General features: G+C 61.6%; 21 protein-coding genes. 17 read left to right on the plus strand and 4 right to left on the minus strand.

The window, feature by feature from the left end:
* The 5 genes from CHB90_RS26855 to CHB90_RS22890 all read left to right on the plus strand — a co-directional run.
* A partial coding sequence (locus CHB90_RS26855; protein WP_212591641.1) for a hypothetical protein occupies positions 1 to 213 on the plus strand: 213 nt, incomplete at its 5' end.
* Positions 214 to 507: 294 nt separating this feature from the next.
* Positions 508 to 708, plus strand: a complete 201-nt coding sequence (locus CHB90_RS22875) for a hypothetical protein (RefSeq protein ID WP_212591605.1) — start codon at positions 508 to 510, stop codon at positions 706 to 708.
* A gap of 280 nt (positions 709 to 988) precedes the next feature.
* Positions 989 to 1486 carry a hypothetical protein gene (locus tag CHB90_RS22880; protein ID WP_085880651.1) on the plus strand — a complete coding sequence of 166 codons (498 nt, stop codon included), beginning with the start codon at positions 989 to 991 and terminating at the stop codon, positions 1484 to 1486.
* A 106-nt stretch (positions 1487 to 1592) separates the two neighbouring features.
* Positions 1593 to 2057, plus strand: a complete 465-nt coding sequence (locus CHB90_RS22885) for a hypothetical protein (RefSeq protein ID WP_085880650.1) — start codon at positions 1593 to 1595, stop codon at positions 2055 to 2057.
* 343 nt (positions 2058 to 2400) lie between these two features.
* Complete coding sequence (locus tag CHB90_RS22890) at positions 2401 to 2727, plus strand: hypothetical protein (RefSeq protein WP_141135888.1); 327 nt, start codon at positions 2401 to 2403, stop codon at positions 2725 to 2727.
* 90 nt (positions 2728 to 2817) lie between these two features.
* On the opposite strand, the gene CHB90_RS22895 is transcribed toward CHB90_RS22890, so the two are convergent.
* Positions 2818 to 4947, minus strand: coding sequence for a sensor histidine kinase (locus tag CHB90_RS22895; RefSeq protein WP_089278635.1), 2130 nt, complete (start codon positions 4945 to 4947; stop codon positions 2818 to 2820).
* Here CHB90_RS22895 and CHB90_RS22900 point away from each other — a divergent pair.
* Positions 4935 to 5579, plus strand: a complete 645-nt coding sequence (locus CHB90_RS22900) for a LuxR C-terminal-related transcriptional regulator (RefSeq protein ID WP_085880647.1) — start codon at positions 4935 to 4937, stop codon at positions 5577 to 5579. The genes CHB90_RS22895 and CHB90_RS22900 overlap by 13 nt on opposite strands.
* A 224-nt stretch (positions 5580 to 5803) precedes the next feature.
* On the opposite strand, the gene CHB90_RS22905 is transcribed toward CHB90_RS22900, so the two are convergent.
* The 3 genes from CHB90_RS22905 to CHB90_RS22915 are packed head-to-tail and all read right to left on the minus strand — an operon-like array spanning position 5804 to position 7940.
* Positions 5804 to 6187 (minus strand): hypothetical protein, encoded by a 384-nt coding sequence (locus tag CHB90_RS22905; protein WP_085880646.1) that lies wholly within the window; start codon positions 6185 to 6187, stop codon positions 5804 to 5806.
* Positions 6184 to 7491: a recombinase family protein gene (locus tag CHB90_RS22910; RefSeq protein ID WP_089280098.1), complete on the minus strand. Its 1308-nt coding sequence runs from the start codon at positions 7489 to 7491 to the stop codon at positions 6184 to 6186. Before CHB90_RS22910 ends, CHB90_RS22905 begins: the two co-directional genes overlap by 4 nt.
* On the minus strand, positions 7488 to 7940 hold the full coding sequence (locus CHB90_RS22915) for a DUF2924 domain-containing protein (RefSeq protein ID WP_085880644.1): 453 nt from the start codon (positions 7938 to 7940) through the stop codon (positions 7488 to 7490). The genes CHB90_RS22910 and CHB90_RS22915 overlap by 4 nt, the downstream gene beginning before the upstream one ends.
* 497 nt (positions 7941 to 8437) lie before the next feature.
* Here CHB90_RS22915 and CHB90_RS22925 point away from each other — a divergent pair, with 497 nt between their 5' ends.
* The 11 genes from CHB90_RS22925 to CHB90_RS22975 all read left to right on the plus strand — a co-directional run.
* Positions 8438 to 9226: a hypothetical protein gene (locus CHB90_RS22925; RefSeq protein ID WP_089280099.1), complete on the plus strand. Its 789-nt coding sequence runs from the start codon at positions 8438 to 8440 to the stop codon at positions 9224 to 9226.
* Entirely contained in the window at positions 9223 to 11085 is a 1863-nt protein-coding gene (locus CHB90_RS22930) for a 7-cyano-7-deazaguanine synthase (RefSeq protein WP_089280100.1), read from the plus strand. The genes CHB90_RS22925 and CHB90_RS22930 overlap by 4 nt, the downstream gene beginning before the upstream one ends.
* A 203-nt stretch (positions 11086 to 11288) precedes the next feature.
* The gene (locus tag CHB90_RS22935; RefSeq protein ID WP_089280101.1) at positions 11289 to 11513 is read left to right on the plus strand and encodes a helix-turn-helix transcriptional regulator; all 225 of its coding nucleotides are present in this window, start codon (positions 11289 to 11291) and stop codon (positions 11511 to 11513) included.
* Positions 11514 to 11608: 95 nt separating this feature from the next.
* A complete protein-coding gene (locus CHB90_RS22940; RefSeq protein ID WP_141135956.1) occupies positions 11609 to 11860 on the plus strand; it encodes a hypothetical protein in 252 nt (83 codons plus the stop codon).
* 18 nt (positions 11861 to 11878) lie between these two features.
* The gene (locus CHB90_RS22945; protein WP_170846693.1) at positions 11879 to 12232 is read left to right on the plus strand and encodes a hypothetical protein; all 354 of its coding nucleotides are present in this window, start codon (positions 11879 to 11881) and stop codon (positions 12230 to 12232) included.
* Positions 12232 to 12765: a hypothetical protein gene (locus CHB90_RS22950; RefSeq protein WP_089280103.1), complete on the plus strand. Its 534-nt coding sequence runs from the start codon at positions 12232 to 12234 to the stop codon at positions 12763 to 12765. The genes CHB90_RS22945 and CHB90_RS22950 overlap by 1 nt, the downstream gene beginning before the upstream one ends.
* Positions 12762 to 13541 carry a hypothetical protein gene (locus CHB90_RS22955; protein ID WP_089280104.1) on the plus strand — a complete coding sequence of 260 codons (780 nt, stop codon included), beginning with the start codon at positions 12762 to 12764 and terminating at the stop codon, positions 13539 to 13541. The genes CHB90_RS22950 and CHB90_RS22955 overlap by 4 nt, the downstream gene beginning before the upstream one ends.
* On the plus strand, positions 13531 to 14013 hold the full coding sequence (locus CHB90_RS22960) for a hypothetical protein (RefSeq protein WP_089280105.1): 483 nt from the start codon (positions 13531 to 13533) through the stop codon (positions 14011 to 14013). The genes CHB90_RS22955 and CHB90_RS22960 overlap by 11 nt, the downstream gene beginning before the upstream one ends.
* Positions 14010 to 14906: an ATP-binding protein gene (locus tag CHB90_RS22965; RefSeq protein WP_089280106.1), complete on the plus strand. Its 897-nt coding sequence runs from the start codon at positions 14010 to 14012 to the stop codon at positions 14904 to 14906. Before CHB90_RS22960 ends, CHB90_RS22965 begins: the two co-directional genes overlap by 4 nt.
* A gap of 13 nt (positions 14907 to 14919) precedes the next feature.
* Complete coding sequence (locus tag CHB90_RS22970) at positions 14920 to 15597, plus strand: hypothetical protein (protein ID WP_089280107.1); 678 nt, start codon at positions 14920 to 14922, stop codon at positions 15595 to 15597.
* Between the two features lie 12 nt (positions 15598 to 15609).
* A partial coding sequence (locus tag CHB90_RS22975) for a DEAD/DEAH box helicase (RefSeq protein ID WP_089280108.1) occupies positions 15610 to 17222 on the plus strand: 1613 nt, incomplete at its 3' end.

Here is a 17222-nt window from a genome sequence, read left to right on the forward strand (position 1 = left end):
GTTCAGGTTGTAAAGTTTTGTTTTGGAACAATTTTTTTGATTGTCCAAACTGACTTCGATGCCAGTCTCGTTCGGTCAAATGGAACTGAAATCGGAACACATCTCAACAACGGCCATGACGCGGCTTTATCGAATTTCTGCGACGCAGCATTCGACACGAGGGGCGGGAGGACTAAGCCGCTCCGCGGCATTGGCGTCCAGTCGCAGCGTTAGGGTGCATTTCGTTGTTCTTCTTTGTGGCTAGCCTTTCTGGGCTGACGATTGGGGTCTTTCCCACCGTCAGACAGGAGGTTCCCATGTGCAACCCAATCCCTACCGGAGAACGTCCATGGCCGCTCAGCAACCCGCGCGGGCTTCGCCTGAGCTACGCGTGGCTCCGCTCAGCCCGCGCTACCGTCGGAATTACACCACTTAGTGTAATCGCCATATCCACCCTTCTGCGACTTTTGGTTCAGGATGGGATTATTGCTTCGGTGCGGTGCCGAGGCATCAAACTCGGAGGTTACGATGGCAATATTTGCAGCGCTCGACGTGTCGCAGGATGAGACGGCAATTTGCGTGGTAGACCATGATGGAGCAATCGTGGCTGAGTCCAAGGTCACGACAAGTCCGGATGCGATCACCCAGTGGTTGTCGACCTGGACCACTGACCTCGAGAGGGTCGGCATGGAGACCGGCCCTTTACGGGTGCGATGCCGCGCCGCGTAGTAAATCGGGATTGAGCCCGAAACAAAGAGTACCGCGTCCTAGATTTCCCGCTGTTGACTCCGGTTGCGCAGGCCTACGGACCGAGTTGGTGAATGAGCCGCCAGTATGAGGGAGCAGCCTCATCGTTTGGCGGAGCCCGGCCCCGTAATCTTACATCGTGCCGTCGTACGAAGGGCTAAACTCGATGCCGCCCGCGACGTTGCTTCGAAATGCCCTGCGCGTGTCGCAGTCGATCGCAACCCTCCCGGGTCATCCCGGAGCCGAAACCAGGAGCCAATCCATGGGGCTACGTAAAGCCGCACAGGCAGTGATCCTTCTACTCGCTCTATCGCCGATGCCCGCTCTTGCCACCATTTGCGGCATGTACGGTGCACCCGCGATGATCGGAGATCTCTTCGAGGCGGGGTTTGAGCCGGTGGTCATCTCCGGAATACCGGTGTCGATTGTCAATTGGGGGGAGGCGCGCGTTACCGACCAGGCGCCGCCAAGTCCCTACATGCAAACCTACGCGGTCACCTACCGCCTTCTGGGGGTTCGGACCGGCGACGGCGGCTTAACCACGCCTGCCCTTGTCGATGTGACCGTGGATGTGACCTGCGAGAGTGGATACTGCGGTCACGCACCCAGGCGCTTCCAACTGCGCACGTTCATCTTGTGGGAGGGCGAAGACGGTCTGATCGGGTATGGCGGCCTTTGCGGTGGGTCGATCCGCCCGCTCAGCACGCCTTTGCAAAGCGCCGCCACCCTCCGGTGTTTCGCAACAAGGGACTGCGACTGACATCATACTGGTCGCGCCTGTCTTTCGGCGGCCCGCCTGTCCCATCAGGATCCGCCCCGTCAAATCGCGGGACCGGACCGAACACATCAACCGAAACGGATTTGCCATGAAACGCTTTCTCGCCACGATCCTAACCGCTCTGGCGCTGCCGTGCGCCGCTGCGGCCAACGACGCCGTGGTCCTGCCCTGCGAGGGTCGGATCGCCAGCGCCCAGAATACCATGGGCCCCGCGTTCCAAAGCGCGTTCGACGATGTGGGGGTGCGGGTCATCGGCTTGGACATCGGGGAGCCGGCCCTCGGATGGGCGCTTGTGATGGTGACGGTCCGGCTCGTGGAGATCGGAGGGGAGTCTGGCCATGAGGCCTGCGGAATCGTCGGGCTCGGTCCGAACTTCGGCTTCTCCGGCCTATATTTCGACACGCTCGACCTGCATCTTTCGTCGCCCTCGGAGGTGATCCTACGGATCGACGTGCAACAGCCGGGTAATGGGAGCGGAGGAGACTTCGTCCGCCGCCCCCTGGACATCACCGTAAACCGGACAACGGGCGAGATCATCGCGCAGCAGCCCTGATATCGCACCAACGTCCTGTGTTCCGGTCCCGCGGCACTGCCGTGGGATCGTTGCGTTATTGCGCACCCTGATCCGACACCGGAATGCGGTGCTCCGTTTTTCTGGAGTGCACTTTGGCTATCAGATGGTGGCCCCGCCCCGCTTACGACCCATCCCGACGCGCAGGGCACGAAGGCTGGCCCGTCAAAGCGCGATGGTGCCGGGATGGGCTTCGAATTGCGGCGACGGCGGGGGTGGCTCCCTCAGGAAAGCCCGATCGATTAGGGTGTTGACCTTATACCCTGCTCAGCGAGCGATCTTTAGAAAAGTGTCATCGCAACATTCAATCAATGGAGAAACCAAGATGACCACCCTTAACATGATCCGCAACATCGCTGTCGCCGCTTGTCTCGCCTGTGCAGGCCTTGCCGTGACCTCCGATCCCGCCCAGGCACAGCAGGCGCAGACATATTGCTTTTACGAGAACGACGGCATCAACGTCTTCGTCGGTGATATGAGCGAGGGCTTCCGGGCACATCCCGCCGGTCGCCCGGGCAATTCGCTTTACTACGACCGCGTCCGCAACACCCATCGCTATGTCGGCGAAACCGGCGCGATCTATTCGTTCTTCTCGAACGGGGACGCCTCCTGGCAGGACGGCAGCCGGACGATCTGGCTGCACCGCTGCTGACCTGAGGCGGGCACGCCAGACATTTCAGACTATCGCTGCGACGCGGATCTTCCGCGCCGCAGTCGTTTTGAGCCGATACCTCGCGTAACGCTAGGTGCTGAGCGCTTGGACCGCTGCGCCCGCGTCCTGCTCCTCCTGCTCGTCGACCGCTGCAAGCCCCTCGATCGCCATGCAGGTGCCTCGCCCCGGAGCGCTGCGAATTGTGAGGGACAGCCCGTTCTCGCGCGTCAGCGCCTCTACGCTGGCCAGCCCGATCCCCTCCCCGTCGGCGGCATGGGCCTGTGCGCCGCGTGTGTAGCTTTCGCGGATCGCCACGACTTCCTCGGCGCTCATTCCCGGCCCGCTATCTCGCACTTCGATTGCAATCGAACCATTCTTCCGCCGCGGCCCGATCAGCACCGCGCCCTTGTCGGTATATTTCACTGCATTCGAGACCAGGTTCGACAGCATCCGGATCAACGCTACGGGATCGGCACGAACGGACAGTTCGCTGTCAACGGCGCGGAGGGTCAGGCCTTTCGCCCGCGCTTCATCGCCGAACATCCGCACGGCGTTCGTCATGAGCAGGGACAAGGGCACTGGCTCGGCGGACCCGTCGGTGCCGGTCCCACTGACTGCGGTGTCCGGTCGGCCGTCGGTCATGCTCTCGCTCAGCACCTCGCGCAGATAGTCGAGACCACTTGAAAGGCGCTCGCGCAGGGCCGACGGCGCTGTGTCGGCTTCCGTTAGGGCCAGCTGTAGCGACATAAGGGGCTGTCGCAGGTCGTGGCTCGTATGGGCAAGGCGGGTGCGATGGGTCTCCGCGAGGCGTCGGGCCTGGTCGAGGTCCTGATGCGCCGCCAGCAGCGTCTCGGACAGTCGGAGCTGCTCCTGCGAGGCGGCCAACTCCGCCTCCATTGCGTTGTCGCGCTGGCTCCGCAGACCGAACGTCTGCAACACTATGGCGGCGGCAAACACCAGCGCATCCGCAAAGAGCATGACGGAGAAGGCGATCTGAATATCAATGACGGGTGAGAGGACAGGACCGAGCGCCACCATGATGGACGCGCCCAGAAGCATCACGGCGCCCAGAGCAAACAGGCCCGCACCCGGAGCGCGTTCGCCAATCAGCACGCGCCCCGCCCAGATCGCATGGAGCGCGCCAAGCAGCGCGAACCCGCCGCTAACCGCGGACGAGGAAAGCTGAACGGTAATTGACAAAATCTGTGTCGCTACATTCGGATCGACCGACGTCAGCACATCAAGCAGCGTCAGAATGGCAACCCCGGCCACGGCGAGCATGATCAGGATGCTGAGGCCCAGAAGCACAAGCGCGATGCGGTGCAACCGCCGGCCCACCAGTGCGAAATAATGGCCCGGCAAGGCTTCGAAAACGAACGCCGCGACGAACCGAAGATGAACGAGCGCGATGATGATGCCAATGAGCAGTGTCCACGGGCCGGTCGCTAGTCCCAGCGGCAATGACAGCACGCTCGCGAGATAGCCTGTCTGCACGGCGATCAACAGGAGCAGTAAGCCGAAATACAGGGCATACACCCGCGCCGGTCTGGATTGCAGCAGAGCCGCGAACGCAATGAAGAACGCCGCCAGCAACCCGGACGCGCCCATAAGACCGCCGTAAGTGTGTGCGTCCGCCACCATCTCGGCGTCGAAATCCAGCTCGGGCCGCAACGTTGGCGTCGTCACTTGAAAATTGCCGGGATTGGGAAAGGTTGCCCAGATCTCGATCATTTCGCCACCGGCCACGGCAAACGGCGCGGACGCGAGCCTTCTTGTTCCGGTCTCACGATCGGAAATGGCGGTCTCCGGCAGATGGGTCAGGACCTGCTGTTCGCTCGTTTTGCGCACGATGTGGAAAACAACGTAACCGGTGCTGATGCCGTTCATGTCGATGCGCCAGACGCCGGGATCCTCTGAGCGGTTGACCAACCTGAGGCAGGCCCAACCGTCGGGGGGCAGAATCTCGGTCTCCAGCAGCGCAACGCCCAAGGGGCCCGGGCAGGGCGTGTTGATATCGGGAACGCGCACCATGCGGCGGTAAAGGTCGCCGACGGCTTCACCCGGTACAAGCTCCACCAAGTCACCGCTGGGCACCGGCTCGCTGGCTTGCGGCCGCAACGTATTGTGCCACGTCAGGATCGCAGCCATGATGGCGATTGTCGCCAGTACCAGCACGCGCGCCGTGCGTTTCGCCTTGGAGTTCGGATTTGGTTCCTGCATCGGGTCCCTGGAAAATCGTAATCGCCGACGACCATGCCTTGGTTCGGTCGGGTCTCAAAGATATTATTTCCCGCATCGATGGCGCTGAGATCGCGGGAGAGGCGGCGGACGGGTTCGAGGCGATCGCGCTGGGGCGTCAGATCCGGCCCGACCTTATGACGCTGGACGCGGGCATGCCGCGGTCGCGCGGGATGGAGGTCTATGGCGAGGTGCGCCGATGGTCGCCCGACACCCGGATTGCCGTGGTCACGGGTTTTACCTCCGCGCGAACCCTGTCGGAATGGATCGACGCCGGGGTGGACGGGCTGTTCTTGAAATCCTGTGACCCGGACGTGATGCATCGCGGGTTGGAGGCAATCCTGCGCGGCGGGCGCTTCATCGCCCGGGACGTGGCGGGCATCCTCGAAGGCGAAGCCGAAATCCAAGTGCTGACTGCCCGCGAGCGCCAAGTTCTGCACCTTATCGCTCAGGGCTGCTCAAACGCCGCGATCGCAGAACGCCTTTCGATCAGCGCGAAAACCGTGGACAATCACAGGACTCGGCTGATGGCCAAGCTCGGCGTCCATTCCGTCGCGGAGCTTTTGGCGTTTGCCCTCCGAGAAGGCCTTCTGGATCAATCAGCGCAGCTTTAGGCACTCAAGCCAAGGGCGCCGTAGCGGTGACCGAAACGGCAACCCATCTCGAAATTCTCGACAGCTTTGGATTTGGGATTAAACCAGAGATAGTAATGTCGTCAATCAAGTGGCGGTCGAAGACTGGAAGCGGTTTCAAGCTCCTTTCAAACTTTCGCTAAACTTAGCTTTCAGTGTGGGTCAGCAAGCCAAGCAGGGTGAGCGTCGGCTGAGGGCCGTTCACGTCAGTCGAACAGGTCCTTTTGCCCCGTCCAGATTGCAGGAAACGGCTCCATGACTCGCGCCAGCGTCAAGTCCGGCTTGTGTCGTCCGTCGAGGATCGCCTCAACAATGTTAGGCGCGAGCAGCGTGAGCCTCAGAACGCGGGTCATGTAGGAGGAGGCGATCCCCTCGCGCTCGGCCAGTTCGGCGATGGTATCGAACTCATCCGATTCCAGCATACGCTTCCAGCGGAAAGCTCGTGCCAACGCCTTGACCATCGTGTTGTCGGACCTGCGCGGCTGCGATGCTCCGTCCGGCAGCTGCATTTCCTTCCGCCCGCCGCGCTTCACGAGGCGGAACGGGATGTGCACTGTCACGGTTTCCGGCACTGGCTTCGCGCGGGTCATGCCGCCGTTCCTAGATCAGCCATCATTTCTTGCGCCAACCCGGTCAGGCCGTCCATCCGGAGGCGAACATTGAGGCCATCGGTGCCCATGTCGATCCGCTCGACCAGCAGCGCCACGATGCGCGCCTGCTCCGCTGGGAAGAGTTCATCCCAAACCGGGTCGAGGCGGGTCAGTGCGTCACGGGCGTCGGCCTCGGTGATCTCGCCCTCCTGCGAGCGGGCCGCTTTCCATGTGCCCGCAATGATCTCAGGCTGGCGGAAGACGACGCGAAGCTGGTCGATGACAGCGGCCTCAATCTCCCCCGCTGGTACGCGGCCGACCGGGCATGCCCCGGCACCATGTTTCAGCACCGACTGGCTGACATAGTATCGGTAGAGCTTGCCACCCTTGCGGGTGTGCGTTGGCGAGAAGGCCGCCCCGTCGGGGCCGTAGAGCAGCCCTTTCAGCAGTGCAGGTGTGTCGGCGCGGGTGCGCGCCGCGCGCTTGCGGGGGCTTTCGGTCAGGATGGCGTGGACCTTGTCCCAAACCGCACGGTCGATGATGGCGTCGTGTTCGCCGGGATAGCTGTCGCCCTTGTGCACGGCCTCACCGATGTATGCGCGGTTGTTCAGCAGGCGGTACAGGTATTTCTTGTCGATCCGGTTGCCACGGCTAGTCTGGATGCCGCGTGCCGCCAGTTCCCGAGCCAATTCAGTGCCCGATCCGATCTCGATGAACCGGGCAAAGATCCAACGGACATTGGCGGCATCGGCTTCCTTCACGATGAGCTTCCGGTTCTTCACTTCATAACCCAGCGGGGGCACGCCGCCCATCCACATGCCCTTCATCCGGCTGGCGCGCACCTTGTCGCGGATACGTTCCGCTGTCACCTCCCGCTCGAACTGGGCAAAGCTGAGCAGGATGTTCAGCGTCAACCGTCCCATGGAAGTCGTGGTGTTGAAGGACTGCGTGACGGACACGAAGGTCACCCCGTTCCGGTCAAACACCTCGACCAGTTTGGAGAAATCCATCAGTGAGCGCGACAGCCGGTCGATCTTGTACACGACGACCACGTCGACCAAGCCATCCTCGACGTCCGCGAGCAGCCGTTTCAGGCCGGGGCGGTCCAGCGTTCCGCCGGAAATTCCCCCGTCATCATATTGGTCACGGACCAGCACCCAGCCCTCTGAGCGCTGACTGACGATGTACGCCTCGCACGCCTCGCGCTGAGCGTGGAGGCTGTTGAATTCCTGCTCGAGCCCTTCCTCGGAAGATTTCCGAGTATAGACGGCGCAGCGCAGTTTCCTGACGATGGGTTTGGTCATGCGCCCCTCCGGTGATTTTTCAGCCCGAAGAACACCCAGCCGTTCCAGCGCGTGCCTGTGATGGCGCGGGCGATGGCCGACAGCGATTTGTAAGGCTTTCCCTGCCACTCAAACCCGTCGGTGGTGACGGTGACGATCTGTTCGATACCCTGCCAATCGCGGATCAACCGTGTGCCGATGATAGGTTTCAGGTCAGCGCGGATGCGGCTCTTCTTGCGGTCGCCACCGTCGAGCTGTTCGCCGAGGGCTTCCAGCCGTTTCACCGTTTCCGGTTTCAGCCCGCCATAGGCGAGTTCCTGGATCCGGTAGGCCAGTCGGCTTTCGAGATAGCGACGATTGAACGGGGGCGGCTCGATGTCGAAGAGATCGCGCCATTGCTGCTTCAGCTCTGGCGTTGACGTTGTCTTCAGCGCTGCCAGGCGGGCGGGAATAGGATCTTGTTTGGTCATGCGTTTCTCCGGTGAGTTGGAGTTGCATGACGCCATTGGTCGTCCGGATAGTGTAGGCAACTTTCTTCAGCATCGCCTGATACTTCCGCCCGGTCCCGCATCCGTAGGCGAACCAACCCGAGAGCCAGCAGCCCACACAGGTCGGCACGGCGTTCTGCTGGGGTCATCTGATTGGGTGGGAGTGGATTGGGTCGTTTCATTGGAGCACTGAATGGGGAGCGTTTTGCGCAAGTGAACGCTACGTGGTCAGTCAGTAAAAACAATCAAAAACAAAGTCTTATCGTGTTGCCGCGCGCTACTTCGAAATCATTCATAGGAGGCACGAGTGCAAATCTCTCCTTACGCGAGCATTCTTGGGGCTTAACAATACCTTGAAAGCGAATCATGATGCGGGACAGAGTGAGCGTATGTCGGGCCAAGTGGCATCAGCCGCCAGAAAAATTTGATAGGAGCGCATCTACTGGTTTTGAACACCAAAAAGTTTGCGAGATGATTTAATGGGGCACCAGCGCCTTGGAAAACTGCCGGCATACCGCCTATTGCCCGAAATTATTCGGTACATAGTGGACGGCGGAACTCCAACCGAAGCAGTGGCCGATCAGATTACTGAATTTGGCCAGGAAGCCCTTAAATTTGCTCTGAAAGACGATGTCTTTATTGAAGCGCTCTGGCTACTGATCCATTTGCCTCAGGCAGCTGCAGCCAAAGACGCACCGACGGCATTAGCTGAAATCGGTATCGACGGCTCCGCGATCTCGTCGGTCTCTGAAGTCCTTTTTCAATATGATAGTGTCGTGGAGCGGGTTCAGCGTCGACTCCACCATGGAAGTACAGACCTCGGTGAGATCGCCCGTCGTGCTGGTCTCTCGGCGTTGGCAGACGGAATTCAGTCAAATCTGCCTTCTCTCTGGAGCCCCGGCGCAGACGACGTTCGGGCCTCGCTTGCAGGATTGAAGGGCACGGAGAAGTTTGCCGCACTGGCGCAGAATTTCTACGCCAACTTTGTCGAGCGTGTGATTCACTACTACGTGGATCGAAACCTCCACAATATGATCGGCCCTGATCGGATTGCACGTTCTGTCCATGACCTCGAGAGTTTTGACGGTGCAATCCGCCGACATTGCAATGAGTCGGCCCTCATCATGCGCACATTCGCTCGGGACTGGCTCGGGAAGAATCACTATCGCGACGGAAAGAAAATTTCGCGAGCGGGCACACGAGCGTTTTCATCTCACGCTGTCGCGAAAATCGGAACCGAGCTTGCAGTACGGAAGGGAAAGTCGTGAAGCAGCATTTAATCGAATGTGGTGTGACCGCCGCCTCCTGCGAGGAGGCCATCGCCATGAACGTCCATGGTCCGGCCAAGAATGTGAACCTCCGCATCGACTACATCAGCCGCACGATGCTGTCGAACCTACCTGATCTGTTGATCGACCTTTTGGAGGTCGCCGCCTATGTCTATTGCGCCGATCAGCGCCTAGTCCGTGGATCGGATCAGCTTTCGAAGTTCGGCGAAAGCTGGCGCCGGAGTCTCAAATTTTCGATCCCGGTGCGGGAACTGGATGTCTGGCGGGACCCTGAGATTCGGGATGCGCTGATTGACACGCTGGGGTTTCTTTCCGACGACAGCTATTCATTCGATTTCCGACAGGCCGAGACGCCGGTTCAGCCCAAGGAGTTGTATTTTCACGATCTGATCGACCCCGCGGATGAACATGACGATGTCGCCCTTTTCTCCGGCGGCGTCGATTCGTTCGCCGGCGCCGTCACCGATCTTGTCTCTAACGGTCGGTCGCTCACACTGGTAGGGCACTATTCGTCGACCAAGGTTCGGTCGGTTCAAGAAGGCTTAATTGCCGAGCTAAAGCGGAAGGGATATGACCGGTGCCTGTCTTATATTCCCGTCTGGGTCAGCAACGAGGGCGTTCGCGCCCGTGAATTCACCCAGCGCACCCGCTCCTTTCTGTTCGCCTGCCTGGGCCTCGTCGTAGCCAGGATGTCTGGCAAGGACGGTTTTAGTTTCTATGAGAACGGGGTGGTCAGCATCAATCTGCCGCTGGCGGGCGACGTTGTCGGTGGTCGGGCGACTCGGACGACGCACCCGAAGGTTCTGCGTGGGATTGAACATCTGTTCTCAATGCTTCTGGATTGCGAAATCCGGATCCGCACGCCCCTCCAATGGCTGACCAAGAAGGAGGTGACGGAGAAGATTGCGGCGGCTGGGATGGCCGATCTGCTAAGTCAGACTGTCAGCTGTACCCGTCCTCGGAAATGGACCGAAATCCAAAGGCACTGCGGCGTGTGTTCGCAATGTATCGATAGACGCTTTGGAATTCTCGCGGCGGGGCTCGGCCAACACGAGCCGTCAGATCGATACATGCAGGACTTACTTCTCGATGATCGGAGCAGTGGAGATGACTTGCGCATGGCGCTGGCCTACGTGTCCTTGTTCAAGAAGATCTCTGTGACGCCGAAGGAACGGTTCCTGGTGGACTTTCCGGAGGTCGTTTCCGCCGTTGGCCATTTTCCGGGCGTGCCGACCTCCGAGGCGGGAGACCGCGTCTTCGAGCTGTTTCAGCGCCACGCGAAATCTGTTGAGGAGGTAATCTCGTCGGCGGTCAGGGAATACGGCGCTGCCCTGTACCGAAATGAGCTACCCGCGGCGTCGCTGCTCGCGGCGTGCTACAACCGAGGTCACGTCGAAGTTGCCCCGCCCTCAAACTATGACGCTGACACGAAAGCATTCATGGATCGGCTCTCGGCGCCGACTCTGGAGTTCGCATTCGACGACGATCATGAACGCGTGCATTTCCGGGGTGAACTGGTGCTAGAAGGCGCGAATTTCAAACTGGTCGCCGCTCTGATTGAAGCGTTCAGAAGTGCCAAAAAGGGACAGGCCGAGGTTCCGTATCTTTTAGCGCCGGACTTGGCGCAACGCCTCGATATTTCGGATCAGTCGATGCGCCAACAGTTGAGGCGCCTGCGCGAGGCCATCGAACCTTTGAACGTGTCGATGGGGATCCCCATGGATCAGGACACGTTCATTCAGACCAAGGAGCGCGCCGGGTATCGAATTAATCCACAATGCCGTGAAAGTTCAGTCGCCGATATTCTGGTCAGCGTGTCATCGGCCAGTACCGGCTGACGCCGAAGTCACGCCCGACGGCGCATCACGTCACAGATAACCCCCTCAGAGCCCCGGTTTTCCGGGGCTTTTTCATGCGCGCACGTCACAAGAAAGATCACCGATGATCATATAGAGAGACCGCTAACTCGTTGATAATGCGATTATATCCACGTGCTTCTGCACCGCTGGATCTACTCGCAGACAGAACAACGGAGGCAGGCATGTCACTCAGGCATATGAACCAGATCGATCTCGCCGATCGCTGGAGTATCTCGCATCGCACGCTCGAACGGTGGCGTTGGACCGGTGAGGGTCCGCGCTTCGTCAAGCTCGGGGGGCGCGTCGTCTACCGGCTGGAGGATGTCGAGGCATTCGAGTGTGAGCAAGTTCGCTCGAGCACTTCGAAAAAGCTTGCTTTGAAATCGGCGCAAGGACGCAGGTCATGAACTCGTCTGATCCGATGTCCCGATCTACCCGTGCGAACGGCTTTTCCCAATTGAACGGCCCTAGAAGGTCGCGGCCCGCAGCAATGGATGACCCCATGACGCAAAACGAGCCGGTTCGCACAGGGCGTCTCGTCAGGATTCCCGGCCTCTATCGCCGATGGGAACTGTCCGCAATCCTGAAGAACCACTGCGTCTACCGCATCGAGAAGGCCGGTGCCCATCAGGACGGAACCCCGCTTGTCGCCGTCTATGCCGATCATCGCGACCATCAGGAAAAAACAGCCTCTCACGACAACACCGCCCCAGCTTCGGTCCCTGCTGGGACGATGTTGCGGCGACCTGAGTAGAGGCGAAAGGAGGAGATCATGTTCATGGGCACCACCCCTTTCATCACGGTTCGCGCCAGCCGACCGCTTTCCGAGATCGAGTTCTGCGCCTGGGTGGCGCAAGCCGTTCCCGGCGACCGGCTGGAATACCATCGCGGCTTTCTGGTGCTCGACATCTTCCCTGTGTTTTCAGGGCTGTCGGATGCGGCGCGGGCCGAATTGAGCAGGCTTGGATCGCGGGCCTTTTGGGCCGCCGAGCAGGGTCTCGTGCATCTCGTCCAGGAACGCGTGGGGCCCGACCAGTTCGCCTATATCGCCGTCGCCCGCCCCAAACCCAAAGCCGCTGCCGTCTCGCTGTCCGAGCTGCTGCTCGCCGAGCAGGAGGCCGCGTGATGACCGCCTTCCAATCCCTTTTTGCCGAATATGGAGACCCTTACATGCCGTTCCCCGCGAATACCCCCACTGTCGACGACCTGCCGGGCCTCAGCCTGCAGGACATCGCCCAGCTGCCCGTCGAACTGCTGGCCATCCTGCAGCGCGATGTGGACGAGCGCCTGAAGCGCGACAAGGCCGCAAAAGCACGCTTCGATGCGGGATTGGCAGTCCGCTATGCTACCCGGGCCGCCGAAGAACGGCAGATTTCGGGCAGAGACACCGGCACGGTCCGCTTTGATGATGGCGATTGCACCGTGGTCGCTGATCTGCCGAAGCGGGTGGATTGGGATCAGGACCGACTGGCCGACATGGTCGCGCGGATCCGCGAAGCAGGCGACGACCCCGCCGAATATGTCGATCTCGATTACAAGGTGCCGGAGCGCAAATACGCCGCCTGGCCCGAAGCCATCCGGCAGGGCTTCGAGCCCGCACGCACCGTCCGGCCCGGCACGCTGAAGGTCGAGATCCTCGCGCAGGAGGTCGATCAATGACGGGCGCTGCTGTTGCTGTGACCGACCTGAAGGACCTGCGCGGCCTTGTTGAGCGTGCCGCACAGAGCCTCGCGGATGCCCGTAGTTCGGCCGAAATTCTTGATGCACGCGAGATGGCAGGCATTGCTTACGACGTTGCAAAACGTGCGGCCCGTCTGCGGCGGGCCAAGGATGCACATGATGCCCTGATCAGTGCCGCGCATCGGGCGCAAGCACATGCGCTGGAAATCGAGTCCAAGGCCAAACACCGACTTGCCGATGAATACGACGCCGCTCAGCAGCGTGGTGATATCCAGAGGCATGGGGGTGACCGCTTGAGCAAGGTTCCCGGCGAGAACCTTGCTCCAAGAGTTTCAGACCTGGGCCTGACGCGGAAAGATATCCACGAAGCACGCCAGATCCGCGATGCAGAGGCAGCTGATCCGGGCATCGTGCGACGCACGCTGGATGAGCGGCTTGAGCATGGCGAGGAACCCACGCGCGCCGCCCTGCGCAAGATGGTCACGGATGCAGCCATGCGCGGGTTGCGCCCTCAGCGTGGGCCGAGCCGCCGTAACCCGCTCTATGTCCCGCCGACGCCGGCACAGGCGTCGTGGCAGCACGTCACGGGAACGTTCCGCGCTTTTGCTGAATGGGCCACGGACGAGAACCTCGCCCTTGCGCGACAGGGCATGCGTGCGGCCCGGGAAGACCCGTTTCACGACCTGGACGCCAAGGCCATCGCCGACGGGTCAGCAGCTTTCACAACAATCAAGGAGTGGTTCGATGCTCGATAGCCAATCCGCAGCTTTTGCGGAACGTGTCTGGGAGGTTGCTGCCCAGCTTGGAAACAACGCCCCCAAAATTGCCGATGACATGATGGAGGCCGCTTTCCCGCTCACCTGCACGCAGGCCCGTCAGGAAGGCGCGCTGCGCATGCTGCGCACCGGCATCATTTCAGAGGTCAAACGCATCCTGCGCAACCACGATGACGGGCTCTACCAGTCGGATTTCGCAGAAGTCTGCGCGGCCTTCGCCCCGTTGGTCAAGGATCTGCGCTCGAAATCCTATTTTGTTGAGAGCGCCGAGGAATACGTCGCTGTCCCGGACCTGATCGTGGAGCCCGACCTGCTGGACGATGCGCGACGTTTCATGCGGCGCAAGGGCGTTGAGTGCCTCGTCGAAGCTGACCGGTTGGACGCGCTGTTTGTGGCTGTGACCAACACCAATCCTGGCGCGGCACCTGCATGTCAGGAGGTGCTGTCATGACTGGCGCGCTCCCCATCATCACCGCCGACCAGCGCATGGCTGAACATCGCGGCATCAAGGGCGTGATCTTCGGCCCGTCCGGGATCGGCAAGACCTCGCTGCTCTGGACGCTGTTGAACTCGACCACGCTGTTTTTTGACCTGGAATCGGGTGACCTCGCGATCGAGGGGCTGGCCATCGACGCCATCCGCCCGCGGACTTGGACGGAATGCCGGGATTTTGCCGTGTTCATCGGTGGACCCAACCCGGCGCTGCGCGCCGATCAGCCCTACAGCCAGGCGCACTTCGAGGCGGTCTGCGCCAAATACGGCGACCCTGCGGTGCTCGGCAAATACGACACGGTGTTCATCGACTCGATCACCGTGGCCGGGCGGCTCTGCTTCCAGTGGTGCAAGGGCCAGCCCGAGGCGTTCTCCGACAAGACCGGCAAGCCCGATGTGCGCGGCGCGTATGGCCTGCATGGGCGCGAGATGATCGCGTGGCTGACCCACCTGCAGCACACGCGCGGCAAGAATGTCTGGTTCGTCGGGATCCTCGATCAGAAGCTCGACGACTTCAATCGCAAGGTGTTCTCGCCGCAGATCGACGGCTCCAAGACCGGGCTCGAGCTGCCGGGCATCGTCGATCAGGTCATCACCATGACCGACATTTCAGGCGGGGACGGAGCGCCTCAGCGCGGGTTTGTCTGTCACACGCTCAATCCCTGGGGCTTTCCCGCCAAGGACCGCTCCGGGCGTCTCGACATGGTCGAGCCCCCGCATCTTGGGAAGCTGATGGACAAGATCCGGGGCCCGCTCGTCCCCGAGGACCGCCGCCTGACCTACCAGACTCCGGACCTGCCGGCACCGCCAGCGGCGCAGGCCAACACCCCCTCCAACGACACCTCCAACTGAAAGGACTGTAACCATGTCTCTCTGGAACGATTTCAACGACGCGCAGTCGAACAGCAATGTCATCCCCAAGGGCACGCTGGCCAAGGTGCGCCTGACGCTGCGACCCGGCGGGTATGACGACCCCAGCCAGGGCTGGACCGGCGGCTATGCCAAGCGGGGCAATACAGGGTCTGTCTATCTCGATGCCGAATACACGGTGCTCGAAGGGCCTTACGCGAAGCGCAAGATCTGGTCGCTGATCGGGCTTTACAGCCCGAAGGGCCCGGATTGGGCCAACATGGGCCGCAGCCTGGTGCGTGGCATTCTCAATTCGTCCCGCGGCATCTCTGACAAGGACAATTCCCCCGAGGCTCAGGCCCGGCGCCGGATAAACGGGTTTGCTGACCTTGATGGTCTGGAATTTGTCGCGCGGATCGACATCGGACAGGACACCAACGGCGAGGACAAGAACGAAATCAAGAGCGCGGTCATGCCCGATCACCGCGATTACGCGCAGGTCATGGGCCATGTCGCAGCACCGGGCATGGCGCCGCAAATGCAGCCTTCCGCATTCTCGCCGCAGCACCAGTCACCGGTTCCCTCTGCGCCGGCGCACGGTCATCCCGCCCCGCAGCCACAGCCGCAGCAGGCGCCCGCGCAGAAAGCGCCCACCGCACCGGGGTTCTCCGGTCGTCCGAGTTGGGCCGAGTGAGGGGCCCGAGCCATGCGCCTACGCCCCCGTCAGAAACTCTTCGTCGAGCGCAGCCTGTCTGCGCTCGGCACCCGCGACAACACGCTGGGCGTGGCCAGCACCGGGTTCGGCAAATCCGTCGCGTTGTCAGCCGTGGTACGCGACCGCCTCGGCGACACCGATGCCAAGGCCTGCGTTCTGGCGCATCGCGATGAGCTGACTGTGCAGAACCGTGACAAGTTCCGGCGTGTGGTCCCGGATGTGTCCACCTCCGTCGTCGATGCCGCGACCAAATCATGGAGCGGCCAGGTGACCTTCGCCATGGTGCCCACGCTGGCGCGCGAGGCCAACCTGGCGGGCATGCCGAAGCTGGACCTGCTGGTGATCGACGAGGCCCATCACGCTGTGGCCGACAGCTACCGTCGCATCATCGACCGCGTCCGGGATGCCAACCCGGACGCGCGCATCTTCGGGGTCACGGCCACGCCCAATCGTGGTGACAAAAAGGGGCTGCGGGCCGTCTTCGACAATGTCGCCGACCTGGTGCGGCTGGGCGAGCTGATCGCATCGGGGCATCTCGTGCCGCCGCGCACCTTCGTCATCGATGTGGGCGTGCAGGACAAGCTGCGTGCTGTGCGCAAGACCGCCTCCGACTTCGATATGGGTGAAGTGGCCGAGATCATGGACCGCGCGCCGATCACCGAGGAGGTGGTGCGCAACTGGCAGGAAAAGGCCGCGGACCGTCCGACCGTGGTGTTCTGCTCGACTGTGGCCCACGCCTCGCATGTCGCCGAGGCTTTCAACGCCGCCGGCATCCCCACCGGCCTGATCCATGGCGATCTGCCCCGTGACGAACGCCACAATATCCTGGCGGCCTTTGCCCGCGGCGAGATCCGCATCATCACCAACGTGGCCGTGCTCACGGAAGGGTTTGATCACCCACCCACCTCCTGCGTCGTGCTGCTACGGCCTTCATCCTACAAGTCCACGATGATCCAGATGGTGGGGCGTGGCCTGCGCACCGTGGACCCTGCCGAGCACCCGGGCGTGGTCAAGACCGACTGCGTGGTGCTGGATTTTGGCACCTCCAGCCTGACCCATGGCACGCTGGAGCAGGACGTCGATCTCGACGGCAAGACCACCAGCGGCGAGGCCCCGTCGAAAACCTGTCCGGCGTGCCAGGCCGATATTCCACTGGCATCGCGCGAATGCCCGATCTGCGGCGAGGTGTTGGTCGAGGACGAAGCCGAAACCCGTGAGGGAGCCCTCGGTGGAGCGCTCTCCGACTTCGTGATGACGGAAATCGATCTGCTGAAACGCTCCAGCTTCGAATGGGTCGATCTCTTCGGCACCGAGGATGCGCTGCTGGCCACGGGGTTCTCGGCCTGGGGCGGCGTCTTCTGGCTGGACAGCCTCTGGTACGGCATCGGCGGTGCACGCGGGGTGCAGCCGCAGCTTCTGGGTATCGGAGAGCGCAGCGTCTGTCTTGCGCAGGCCGATGACTGGCTGAACACCCAAGAGACCGACGAAAGCGCCTTCAAGACACGTGCCTGGCTGACCCAGCCCGCCACCGAAAAGCAGCTGCAATATCTCTCGCCCGCCGCGCGTAGCGATTACGGCCTCACCCGCTACAAGGCCTCGGCCCT

Source organism: Antarctobacter heliothermus (genome assembly GCF_900188425.1).
Taxonomy (GTDB): Bacteria; Pseudomonadota; Alphaproteobacteria; order Rhodobacterales; family Rhodobacteraceae; genus Antarctobacter; species Antarctobacter heliothermus.